Source organism: Aeromonas sp. R7-2 (assembly GCF_040908105.1).
Classification (GTDB): domain Bacteria; phylum Pseudomonadota; class Gammaproteobacteria; order Enterobacterales; family Aeromonadaceae; genus Aeromonas; species Aeromonas caviae.
In genome coordinates this window covers 116,856-128,638 of sequence record NZ_JBFODC010000012.1, presented here as the reverse complement: position 1 = coordinate 128,638, position 11,783 = coordinate 116,856, and the positions used below count along the sequence as shown (strand labels likewise).

Genomic DNA, 11,783 nt, shown 5'->3' with positions numbered 1-11,783 from the left:
TGACGGCCACGGGCGAGAGCTAAATCAGTGCAGACAGCACTGCTTGTATTTCTTGCCGCTGCCACAGGGGCAAGGATCATTGCGCCCGACCTTGGCGGGGGCGTTGACCGGTTTCACCGATGGTACCGCGACAGGCGCCCTGTTTGGCCCCCGTTGGGCGAGAAAATAGGCGTGCAATTTCAACGCGGCAGGCCCCACTTCGGCCACGCTCTGTTGATGTTCCGGCAGCGAGAGGCTGGCAAGCAGTGGCAATTGGTCATCGCTGCCATGCAGGCGAATAACGTCGAGCCAGGTATCCAACTCTGCGGGCCAATCTTTTGACGATAACGGCCAGTTGCCGAGCGCCACCCCACGCAGATAGCCAATGCACCACTCCTCGGCGATCACGACCGGGGGCTCGGCATAGGAATTGACCATCAGCACCGGCTCGAAGTGTTCAGGCTGATAGCAGAGAGTGTGGGCCAGCAGATTCATATGACCGAGGATCAGCTCCATGGCCCGCTTCATCTCCCGCTCCGATCGCCACTTTGGCTCAACCGCGCAGCCCCACAACATCGGCCACCAACGGCTAATCGGCACCAGCTCGGGGCCGGTGACGATGGCGGCCAGAAAGCCGTCCAGTTCCGACAAGCTCAGCACCGAATCATCGTCGCCATAATCCAGCAACCGTTGCTCCAGCCACTCGGTCTCGCTCTCGGTCAGGGGATGGATGGTGATTTCCTTCATGCTGCCACCTCCACTTTGACTCGCCGCTTGCCGGTTAACAGTTGCTGCATCAGGGCTTTTTTCTCTTGCTTTAGGGCATCGAGTTTCTGTTGCAGGACGCTAATTTCCTGGGCGGCGGTGGACAGCACTGTTGCAATCTTCTGTTGCTCGTTGATTGGCGGTAATCTTATATGCATACCAAGGACGGATTGTTTGGAAATGTTTTTCATACTTCCACTCGTTCCTGATGCCAGATCACACAGAGTTGTTCTCGTTTTTGGCGAGGAAAACCAAAATCCAAGCCACTGCATTGAAACCTGATCTTGCTTTACCTTAACTTGCCATAATCTATCAGGAAGGTAAGTATTAACTGGAGCTAATTCTACATATGCATTTGCACCAACTAATTGTGGTGTATTCATGCGACTTATCAGTATTGAGTTATTAAGCAGGGGTTCTTTCAAACGTCCTATTTCATTGACGTCTATTACATTCTTTTTTTCTATTGGATTGAATATTCCATCTGCTACACAACTTGTCTTTAAGACAAAGTGCTCAGAATTTAATGCATCATCGACACTATTGACAGAAATGCCAGAATCCAAAGATCTAATAATATCGGTTAACGTTGATCGCTTCCACTCCCCACTAAACCTTACTCCATTGTTATCTAGCAGGCGTTTTGTGCCGGTGAGCAGTTGCTGCATCAGGGCTTTTTTCTGCTGCTGACTGTTGGCCAGCAGTTGTTCAGTGGTGGTGATGGCCTTATCCCAAATGGAGAGGATTTGGGCGATTTGCTTTTGTTCCAGTGGCGGAGGGATCAACACCTTGAGGCTTAGTAACTCGCCTTTTGTGATGTTCTTCATCGAGCCACTTGTACCAGTAGCCAAATTAGACAGGGCATAGCGAACAGGGCTTGACGCTAAGATATAACTTAGCCATTTCATATCCGAGTCTTGTTTGGGGATAGTCTGCCAGAGCTTGTCTGGTAAAAATAAATGCGGATAGTCCCTATCTATGTATGCGCTTGCCCCAACTAGTTCCTCAGTGTTACTTCTACTGATAATTATCTGCCCACGTTTTGGGTTTGTCTTAGCTCTATCTAACTCTAACCCATCAATAACTTTAGCGGCAGTAGGATCAAACGTTCCATATGTAACAGCACTAATCTTTAATACAGCGTTTACGTCACCAACAAAATCTCGATCTTCACCATTAACACTGACTCCCGATTCTAAACCTTCAAGAAGATCGCCGACTCGCCCATCAATCCACCCTTTAGGCACCATAGCCGAGCTCCTCCAGATACTTGGCCATCTCAGTTTCCAGCTCGGTCAGTTGGGCTTTCAGTTGCTCCCGCTCGGCGCGCACCGCCAGCAGATCGATCTCCTCTTCCTCCTCGAAGGTATCCACATAACGGGGGATATTGAGGTTGTAGTCGTTCTCCTTGATCTCTTTAAGCGAGGCGAGATAGGCGTATTTATCGACATTGCCGCCGTTGCGATAGGTGGCAACGATCTTGGCGATATTGTCCGCACTTAGCAGGTTCTGGTTTTTACCCGCCTTGAACTCGCGGCTGGCGTCGATAAACAGCACATTGTCATCCACTTTCTGCTTTTTAAAGATCAGGATGGCGGCGGGGATGCCGGTGCCGTAGAAGAGCTTCTCTGGCAGGCCGATCACCGCATCGAGCAGGTTCTCGTCGATCAGCAGCTGACGGATCTTGCCCTCGCTGGAACCCCGGAATAGCACGCCGTGGGGCACCACGACCCCCATGCGACCAGTCTTGGGTTTGAGGGTCTCAATCATATGGAGGATAAAGGCGTAATCCCCCTTGGTTTTGGGCGGGAGCCCGCGCTTGAAGCGACCGAACTTATCGTTCCCCGCTTCCTCATAACCCCATTTATCCAGCGAAAAGGGCGGGTTGGCGGTCACGATATCAAAGCGCATCAGATCGCCGTTTTTATCCAGCAGCTTGGGGTTGCGGATGGTGTCGCCCCACTCGATCTTGTGGTTGTCTTCCCCGTGCAGGAACATGTTCATCTTGGCCAGCGACCAGGTAGAGCCAATAGCCTCCTGCCCGTAGAGGGCGTAGTGCTTCTCGCCATGGTTTGCCACCACCTTGCGGCCGCACTTCATCAACAGCGACCCCGAGCCACAGGCCGGATCGCAGATGGTGTCGCCCGGCATCGGCTCCAGCAGCTCGGCGATAAGATCGGAAACTTCGGGCGGGGTATAGAACTCCCCCGCCTTCTGGCCGCCGCTGGCGGCGAAGTTCTTGATGAGATACTCATAGGCGTTGCCGATCACATCCAGGGTGCCGACCCGACTCGGTTTGAGGTTGAGCTCATCCTTGGCAAAGTCTTCCATCAGGTGGCGCAGTATGGTGTTCTTCTGCTTCTCTTCGCCGAGGCGGTCGGTGTTGAAGCTGATGTCCTGAAACACGCTCTTACCCGCGTCTTTGAGCTTGGTGCCGTTGGCCTCTTCGATGGCGTGCAGCGCCTGATCGATCCGCTCGCCGTTGCCCGGCTCGTGACGACGCTCGAACAGGCTGTAGAAGCTGGCCTGTTTGGGCAACACGAAGCGCTCGTTTTTGAGCATCTCTTCAATGAGCTCCGGCTCATCGCCATATTCGGCCTTGTAGCCATCGTAGTGATCCTGCCAGACATCGGAGATGTATTTCAGGAACAGCATGGTGAGCACGAAATCTTTATAGGTATCGGCACTGATGGTGCCCCGGAAGGTATCGCAGGCAGACCAGAGGGCCTTGTTGATATCGTCCTGGTTTATCGAGGTAGTCATAAGTCACAATTCCTTGGGCAGTGGCCGGATAAACGGGAAGGCGCGGACGCTTGAGCGGGATGCAGGATTCATCGTTCAAGCCAGCGGGCCGCGCGGGAGAGGCCCGGCACTGAGGGTGGCAAGCGGCGGCACGTTCACAACATTTCGCGTTATCGCCAATGATGCGGCGGCAGTCTGTCGCAACTGGCGCAGGTGCGTCAAGCGTGCCAGCTCGCATTTTGCCTCTATCGTTATGATCGCCATAAAGATCCGCCGCGAGCGAACCATCGACGCAAATCAAGCCACTTATATTGCCCAATCAACGCCCGGCAGTTGCGCAATTCATGCACCGCGCAAATAGAAAGACCCTGCGATGCAGGGTCTTTCAGTTTCCAACTTAAATGTCCGAGCTCACTAACCGAGATCATTTTTGTAATTTAATTACAGTTAATCACCGCAAAAAATAAAAGGGCCCTGCTGTTGCAGGGCCTTTGAGTTTCCAACTTAAATGGTCGGTTTCCAACTTCAATGTCACGGTTTCCAACTTAAATGTCCGTGATCAGCGCCGCGATTACTTGGCGTAATCCTCGGTCGGCACGCAGGAGCAGAACAGGTTGCGATCGCCATAGACGTCGTCGATACGGTTGACCGACGGCCACAGCTTGCTGGCGCGCACCGCGTCGGACGGGAAGACCGCCTCGGCGCGGCTGTAGCCACGGTTCCACTCTGCATCCATCACGTCGTCCTGGGTGTGCGGCGCATGGACCAGGGGGTTGTCGGCAAGGCTCCAGTGACCGTCCTGTACCCGGGCAATCTCGGCGCGGATGGCGGTCATTGCTTCCACGAAGCGATCCAGCTCGCGCTTGGATTCGGATTCGGTCGGCTCGACCATCAGGGTGCCCGCTACCGGGAAGCTCATGGTCGGCGCGTGGAAGCCGTAGTCCATCAGGCGCTTGGCCACGTCCATCTCGCTGATGCCACTGGCTTCTTTGAGCGGACGGATGTCCAGGATGCACTCGTGGGCCACCCGGCCGTTGCGACCTGTATAGAGCACGGGGAAGGACTCGCCGAGCTTCTTGGCCAGGTAGTTGGCGTTGAGGATGGCCACCTGGGTGGATTTCTTGAGCCCCTCGTCCCCCAGCATGGCGATGTACATCCAGCTGATGGGCAGGATGCTGGCCGAGCCGAACGGGGCGGCAGACACGGCGCCGTTGTCACGGCTCTCCTTGTCGGTCTTGACCACGGCGTGACCGGCCACAAACGGTGCCAGGTGTTTCTTCACGCCGATGGGGCCCATGCCCGGACCGCCACCGCCATGAGGAATGGCGAAGGTCTTGTGCAGGTTGAGGTGAGAGACGTCCGCGCCGATAAAGCCTGGCGCCGTCAGCCCGACCTGCGCGTTCATGTTGGCGCCGTCCAGGTACACCTGACCACCATACTGGTGAACGATGTCGCACACCTCCTTGATGGTCTCCTCGTACACCCCGTGGGTGGAGGGGTAGGTCACCATCAGGCAGGAGAGCTGGTCTCCGACCTCGGCGGCCTTGGCCCGCAGGTCGTCCAGATCCACGTTGCCGGCCTTGTCACAGGCGGTGACGATGACTTTGAGGCCCGCCATCTGGGCGGAAGCCGGGTTGGTGCCGTGGGCAGAGGCCGGGATGAGGCAGACATCGCGATGCCCCTCGCCGCGAGACTCGTGGTACTTCTTGATGGCCAAGAGGCCCGCGTATTCGCCCTGAGCGCCGGAGTTGGGCTGCATGCAGACCGCATCGTAGCCGGTCACCTTCACCAGCCAGTCTTCCAGATCTGCCAGCAGCAGCTGGTAACCCTGGGTCTGCTTGAGCGGCGCGAAGGGGTGCAGCTTGCCGAATTCAGGCCAGGTCACCGGGATCATCTCGGCGGTGGCGTTGAGCTTCATGGTGCAGGAGCCCAAGGAGATCATGGCGTAGTTCAGGGCCAGATCTTTCGCTTCGAGACGGTGGATGTAGCGCAGCATCTCGGTCTCGGAGTGGTACTTGTTGAATACCTCGTGGGTCAGCACGGCGTCGGTGCGCAGCAGATCCTGCGGGATCGCCTGATGCGTCTGGGCGGCCTGGTCGAGGGCCTCCACATCGAGGCCGTGACCCGCCCCAAGGAACAGGTCGAACAGCTCGGCCACATCGCCTCGGGTGGTGGTTTCAGAGAGGGACACACCGACCGCACCATCGAGATCCGCACGCAGGTTGATGCCGAGCCCTTCGGCCTTGGCAATGAGTGCAGCCTTGTCCGACGTCAGTACTGTGAGGGTATCGAACCAGCTTTCGTGCTTGAGGGCCACACCCTTGGCGGTGAGGCCGAGCGCCAGGATGGTGGTCAGACGGTGCACGCGGGAGGCGATAGTCTTGAGCCCCACCGGGCCGTGGTAGACGGCGTAGAAGCTCGCCATGTTGGCCAGCAACACCTGGGCGGTACAGATGTTGGAGTTGGCCTTCTCGCGGCGGATGTGCTGCTCGCGGGTCTGCATGGCCATGCGCAGGGCGCTCTTGCCACGGGCATCCTTGGAGACGCCGATGATGCGACCCGGCATGGAGCGCTTGTAGGCATCGCGGGTGGCGAAGAAGGCGGCGTGGGGGCCACCGTAACCCATGGGCACACCGAAGCGCTGGGCACTGCCGAACACCACGTCGGCACCCAGTTCACCCGGGGATTTGAGCAGCAGCAGGGAGAGCATGTCGGTCCCGACGCAGGCCAGCCCCTTCTGGGCCTGGACGGCGGCAATGAGGGAACGCAGATCGGTCACATTGCCGGTGGTGCCCGGGTACTGGAACATGGCACCGAATACCTCTTCGCTCACGGCCTCGCCCGCAGGGCCGACCACCACATCGAAACCGAAGTGGACCGCGCGCTCCTTGACCACGTCGATCACCTGGGGGTGAACGTCGTCGGCCACGAAGAAGAGGTTGGATTTGGATTTGGCCATGCGCTTGGCCAGCGCCATGGCTTCGGCGGCGGCGGTGGCTTCATCGAGCAGGGAGGCGCTCGCCAGATCCATGCCGGTGAGATCCAGGGTGAGCTGCTGGAAGTTGAGCAGGGCTTCGAGACGGCCCTGGGCCAGCTCGGGCTGATAGGGGGTGTAGGCGGTGTACCAGCCCGGGTTTTCCAGCACGTTGCGCAGGATGACGTGGGGCACGTGGGTGTCGTGGTAGCCCATGCCGATGTAGCTCTTGGCGATCTGGTTCTTGGCCGCATAGCCCTTGAGCTTGGCCAGGGCCTCCACTTCGGTCATGGGGGCGCCGATACCAAGCGGCCCCGGACGACGGATGGCGGCGGGGACCGTCTGCTCAATCAGATCGTCCAGGCTCTCGGCACCCACGGTGGCGAGCAGGGCCCGCAGTTCTTCCTCACCCGGGCCGATGTGACGGCGGATGAAATCGGTTTTTTGCTCGAGTTCAAACAGTGACTGGGTCATTTCCCTATTTCCTGGTAATAGGTCCTGGCATGACATCCTGATAACCAAGACCTGATGTTCCTGTAGCCGGTCGATACCGGCTCCACTCATGTTCTGTGTCCGCCGCGGGCAGACGGGGAATGCGGCAAGGGCATCCCGAAGGCGCAAAGGCTGCGCCCTTCCTGCAACCGCCATGGCCGCAGGATGGCAGTCATACAAGAGGGCCCTGCTGTGTTGGCAGGGCCCGGAGGCATTACTCTTCGTCCACCACGTTCTGGTAGCCTTCGGCATCCAGCAGGTTGGCGAGCTCGCCCGCGTCGTCCAGCTTGATGCGGAACAGCCAGCCGGCGCCGTAGGGGTCGGAGTTGACCAGCTCGGGGCTGCCTTCCAGCTCTTCGTTGACGGCCAGGATCTCGCCGCTCACCGGGCTGTAGATGTCGGAGGCGGCCTTGACGGACTCCGCCACGGCGCAATCTTCACCGGCGCTCACCTGCTTGCCCACTTCCGGCAGATCGACGAACACCATGTCCCCCAGCAGATCCTGGGCGTGCTCGGTGATGCCGACCACGGCTTCGCCGTTGGCTTCAACACGGACCCACTCGTGGGAGGTGGCATATTTCAGTTCGCTCGGGATATGGCTCATTTGTGCTTCCTTTATGCTCTTGGATCGCTTCAACAAAAATGGGGCGGCGAAGGTCAACCCTCGCCGCAATCAATGATTACACCAGCGGCTGGCCGTTGCGCACGAAGGCCGGCTTGGTGACTTTCACGGTGACCTGCTTCTTGCGGATCTCCACCTGGGCCTGTTCGCCGATATCACGGGGCACCCGCGCCAGGGCAATGCTGTAACCCAGGGTGGGCGAGAAGGAGCCGGAGGTGATCACCCCCTCCCGTGTCTCGCCGCTCTCGCTGGTGAAGGTGACCGGCATGCCGGCACGCAGCACGCCCTTTTCTTCCATCACCAGACCCACCAGCTTGGGCTGGTTGCCGGCGGCCTTCTGGGCTTCCAGGGCGGCGCGGCCGATGAATTGGCGGGAGGCAGGCTCCCAGGCCAGAGTCCAGGCCATGTTGGCGGCCAGCGGAGAGATTGACTCGTCCATGTCCTGACCGTAGAGGTTCATGCCCGCTTCCAGGCGCAGGGTATCACGGGCACCCAGGCCACAAGGGGCCACGCCGTTGTCCAGCAGGGCCTGCCACAGATCGCATGCCTTCTCTTGGGGGACCACGATCTCGTAGCCATCTTCGCCGGTGTAGCCGGTGGTGGCGATGAAGAGATCCCCGGCCTGCACACCGAAGAAGGGCTTCATGCCTTCGACCGCCGCATTCTGCTCGGGGGTGAACACCTTGGCCGCCTTGGCCTTGGCGTGGGGGCCCTGCACAGCGATCATGGCAAGCTCGGGGCGCTCGGTCACGCTCACGGCAAAGTCGATGGCGTGATGGCGGATCCAGGCCAGATCCTTCTCGCGGGTGGCGGAGTTCACCACCAGGCGGTAGAAGGTATCGGTCAGGAAATAGGTGATGAGGTCATCGATGACGCCGCCTTCCGGATTGAGCATGCCGCTGTAGAGGGCCTTGCCGGGGACGGTGAGTTTGGCCACGTCGTTGGCCAGCAGGTGTTGCAGGAAGGCTTTGACCCGCTCGCCGGTCAAATCGACGATGGTCATGTGGGAGACATCGAACATGCCTGCATCGGTGCGCACCACATGGTGCTCTTCCAACTGGGAACCGTAGTTGATGGGCATCTCCCAACCGTGGAAGTCCACCATCTTGGCACCCGCTTCCAGGTGTTTCGGATGCAATACAGTAGTCTGGATCATCGCTGTGTTTCCTTAAGCGTTCGCGACAACACTCGCAATCCGCCCCGGCTCGTCGGGAACTACGGACCACAAGCTCTGTGCTCGTTCCCGCCCGGGCGGGCAGGAGTGATTCCTTGAACGGAGCGGATTATATGACAAGCGTGCCGGGGCACCGCTCAAAAAAAACTAATCCTCACCCGACTCACTGACACCAGACACTAAGGCAAAAACAGTGATAAAAACAGCCAAAAACGCGCCATTGCGGGATTTAATGTTGATTTTTACCGTCCCGTCACAATTTACAGAAAAACGTTTCGCTTCTCGCCAACATTAAAGGCTGACACCCCGAAGGGTCATCTCGCCCTGTCAGATTAGTTTTTTTGTTAAAACCCCGGGGTAAGATTAGATTTTTTCACCTTTGGCCAGGGTGGGCAGCTCCCCATCCAGCCCCATGGCGGCCCGGATCATGCCCTGCTTGAGGGGGCCAAGACCGTCGACGGCGCGAAGCCCCACCCCGCGCACCAGCTTCTTGAGGGGGTTGCTGCCCGCAAACAGTCGCTTGAGCCCCTCCATGGCCGCCAGCATGCGCGCCGCCTCGCTCTTGCGCCAGCGCTCGTAGCCCCGCAGGTTGGCGAGCAGGCCGATGTCCGCGCCCTTGCCGTGATGAATGAGGATCTGCTCCGCCAGGGCGGCGGCATCCAGCAAGCCCAGATTCACCCCCTGCCCCGCCAGCGGGTGGATGGTGTGGGCCGCATCCCCCACCAGCACCAGGCGCTCGCGGGCAAAGTCGCGGGCGTAGCGGGCGGTGAGCGGAATGGCGCTGCGAGCCCCCTCCACCTTGCACAGCCCGAGGCGCCCATCAAAGGCGGCGGTGAGCTGGCGGTTGAAGCCGTCGTCATCCAGGGCGCAGAGCGCCTCGGCGCGGGCCGCGGGCACAGACCACACGATAGAGCAGAGGTCGGGCTGCCACAGGGGCAGGAAGGCGAGCGGCCCCTGGGGGGTGAAGATCTGGCGCGCCACCGCCTCATGGGGCTCGGCACAACGCACCGTCGCCACCAGGGCGTGATGACCGTAATCCCAGCTGGTGAGCGGGATATCGGCCTGACGGCGCACCCAGGAGTGGGCGCCGTCGGCGGCCACCACCAGCTTGGCCGAGAGGGCCTGGCCATCTTCCAGCAGCAGCAGGGCGCCCGCTGGCCCGCACTGCAGGCTGGTGGCCCGGGCCGGGGTCAGCATCTGGATATTGCTGGCCCCCGCGATGGCGTCCAGCAGCGCAAGCTGGATCACCCGGTTCTCGACGATGTGGCCAAGGGCCCCCTGACGCAGGCTGGCAGCATCGAAATCGATGTGGCCGAAACTGTCCTGCTCCCACACCTGCATCTTCTCGTAGGGCTGCAGGCGGCGCGCCACTATGCCGTCCCAGGCGCCGACCCCTTGCAGGATGTGCTGACTCGCGAGGCTCAGGGCACTGACCCTGTTGTCCGGCGTCTCACCGAGCGTTGCATCGGGCAGCCGGCCTTCCACGATGGCCACCTTGATCGCCCGGTTCTTGAGGGCGGCAGCGAGCCCCAGGCCCACCATGCCCCCCCCCACGATCACCACATCCACATCTTGCATCTGCATTCTCTTGTGTCCTTTCCGGGCGGGTCGCCAGGATCTGCGAGGCGACGCCCACAGGCGTGCCTCTTGCTCGAAATCGTCTTTGCCGCCGGGGCGACAGCGCTTATTGGCCGCACACCTCGTCCACGAATCCCAGGGTGCGGGAGGCGAGCGGTGCCTTGAGCCAGGGCACTCTGCCCATCAGGGAGAGCGCCAGATTGCGGCCCACCACCAGGGGAGCGTGATGGTTTGAGAAGAGCTGGGCCAGGGAGGACGTGAGCCAGACGGTCTGGGCCTGATCGTCCCGCCGCTGCTGCCAGTAGCCGCTTAGCACCTCAAAGCCGCCGATGTCTTCCCCCGCCGCGAGCGCACGGGCCAGGGTCCGGGTCAGCACGTCCAGATCCCGCATGCCGAGGTTGAACCCCTGACCGGCGATGGGGTGCAGCAGGTGGGCGGCGTTACCCACCAGCACGGTGCGCTGGGCCAGCGGGTAGTCGGCCACCGTCAGCACCAGCGGATAGAGGTGGCGCACGCCGGTACGCTCGATGCGCCCGAGGCGCCAGCCAAAAGCCTGCTGCAGACGGGCGAGAAAGGCGGCGTCATCCAGTGCAAGCAGCCCCTGTGCCTCGTCCCGCGGGACGCTCCACACCAGGGAGGAGAGGCCGTCTTGCATGGGCAACAGGGCCAGCGGCCCTCCGTCGGTAAAGCGCTCGAAGGCCCGTCCGGCGGGGTCCTCGGCGGTCTTGACGGTGGCGATGATGGCGCTATGACCATAATCGTGGCGACTGACCGGCATATTGAAATGCTGGCGCACGAAGGAGTGGCCCCCGTCGGCCGCCACCAGCAGCCGGGTGCGGTAGCGCGCACCGCCCTCCAGGGCGAGCGTCACTCCCCCCTCGTCGGGGTCGATGGCCTCAAGCCTAGCCGGGCACAACATACGGATCTGCGGGCAGGCGGCGATCGCCTCTTGCAGCACGATGCCCGCCGCCGACAGCTCGATCACCTGACCGAGGGCGGGCAGGCCATACTCCGCCGCCGACAGCCGGGTCTGGCCGCAGTGGCCCCGATCCGACACATGGATATGGGTGATGGGGGAGCAGTGGGGCGCCAGGTGCGGCCAGAGGCCGTGACGGGCCAGCGCCTCGCAGGTACCGGCGGAAAGCGCGATGGCACGGGCATCGAAACCGGGATGAGCATTGAGCTCGGGCGCACTCGCCTCCAGCAGCAGGATCTGCAGGGGGGCGCCATCCTGTCCTTTCAGGGCGGCAAGGGAGAGGGCCAGCACGGCACCGCTCATACCACCGCCGACGATAGCCACGTCGACGTGAACCAGATCAGATTGAGACATGAGAAGAGGGCATAGGCGAAAAAACGTGGGCCAATCCTACCACAAAGGTGGCGGACGGGATGCGAAGCCACGGGCAAAAAACCGCTTTGGCACCATGGGTTAGCAGAGTGCCTCCCCTGCTCTCGCC

At 60.5% G+C, this 11,783-nt stretch carries 8 protein-coding genes; all 8 read right to left on the bottom strand.

Annotated features, from left to right (window positions below; translation table 11 throughout):
- Window positions 1-24: 24 nt before the first annotated feature.
- Complete coding sequence (locus tag AB5Y47_RS01950; protein ID WP_368219718.1) at window positions 25-726, bottom strand: UPF0149 family protein; 702 nt, start codon at window positions 724-726, stop codon at window positions 25-27.
- Entirely contained in the window at window positions 723-1,994 is a 1,272-nt protein-coding gene (locus tag AB5Y47_RS01945) for a restriction endonuclease subunit S (protein WP_368219716.1), read from the bottom strand. The genes AB5Y47_RS01950 and AB5Y47_RS01945 overlap by 4 nt, the downstream gene beginning before the upstream one ends.
- Complete coding sequence (locus AB5Y47_RS01940) at window positions 1,984-3,507, bottom strand: type I restriction-modification system subunit M (protein WP_368219714.1); 1,524 nt, start codon at window positions 3,505-3,507, stop codon at window positions 1,984-1,986. Before AB5Y47_RS01940 ends, AB5Y47_RS01945 begins: the two co-directional genes overlap by 11 nt.
- A 550-nt stretch (window positions 3,508-4,057) precedes the next feature.
- Window positions 4,058-6,934, bottom strand: coding sequence for an aminomethyl-transferring glycine dehydrogenase (gene gcvP, locus AB5Y47_RS01935; RefSeq protein ID WP_319863073.1), 2,877 nt, complete (start codon window positions 6,932-6,934; stop codon window positions 4,058-4,060).
- A 232-nt stretch (window positions 6,935-7,166) separates the two neighbouring features.
- Complete coding sequence (gene gcvH, locus AB5Y47_RS01930; RefSeq protein WP_010675081.1) at window positions 7,167-7,556, bottom strand: glycine cleavage system protein GcvH; 390 nt, start codon at window positions 7,554-7,556, stop codon at window positions 7,167-7,169.
- A 76-nt stretch (window positions 7,557-7,632) separates the two neighbouring features.
- Window positions 7,633-8,730 (bottom strand): glycine cleavage system aminomethyltransferase GcvT, encoded by a 1,098-nt coding sequence (gene gcvT / locus AB5Y47_RS01925; protein WP_010675082.1) that lies wholly within the window; start codon window positions 8,728-8,730, stop codon window positions 7,633-7,635.
- 381 nt (window positions 8,731-9,111) lie between these two features.
- On the bottom strand, window positions 9,112-10,332 hold the full coding sequence (locus AB5Y47_RS01920; protein ID WP_010675083.1) for an FAD-dependent 2-octaprenylphenol hydroxylase: 1,221 nt from the start codon (window positions 10,330-10,332) through the stop codon (window positions 9,112-9,114).
- A 100-nt stretch (window positions 10,333-10,432) separates the two neighbouring features.
- Window positions 10,433-11,656, bottom strand: a complete 1,224-nt coding sequence (ubiH, locus tag AB5Y47_RS01915) for a 2-octaprenyl-6-methoxyphenyl hydroxylase (protein WP_069651409.1) — start codon at window positions 11,654-11,656, stop codon at window positions 10,433-10,435.
- Between the last annotated feature and the right edge of the window lie 127 nt (window positions 11,657-11,783).

Bases quoted from the DNA above. Each gene is read 5' to 3' on its own strand.
- AB5Y47_RS01950 (WP_368219718.1), bottom strand. From the start codon at position 726: ATGAAGGAAATCACCATCCATCCCCTGACCGAGAGCGAGACCGAGTGG.
- AB5Y47_RS01945 (WP_368219716.1), bottom strand. From the start codon at position 1,994: ATGGTGCCTAAAGGGTGGATTGATGGGCGAGTCGGCGATCTTCTTGAA.
- AB5Y47_RS01940 (WP_368219714.1), bottom strand. From the start codon at position 3,507: ATGACTACCTCGATAAACCAGGACGATATCAACAAGGCCCTCTGGTCT.
- gcvP (WP_319863073.1), bottom strand. From the start codon at position 6,934: ATGACCCAGTCACTGTTTGAACTCGAGCAAAAAACCGATTTCATCCGC.
- gcvH (WP_010675081.1), bottom strand. From the start codon at position 7,556: ATGAGCCATATCCCGAGCGAACTGAAATATGCCACCTCCCACGAGTGG.
- gcvT (WP_010675082.1), bottom strand. From the start codon at position 8,730: ATGATCCAGACTACTGTATTGCATCCGAAACACCTGGAAGCGGGTGCC.
- AB5Y47_RS01920 (WP_010675083.1), bottom strand. From the start codon at position 10,332: ATGCAGATGCAAGATGTGGATGTGGTGATCGTGGGGGGGGGCATGGTG.
- ubiH (WP_069651409.1), bottom strand. From the start codon at position 11,656: ATGTCTCAATCTGATCTGGTTCACGTCGACGTGGCTATCGTCGGCGGT.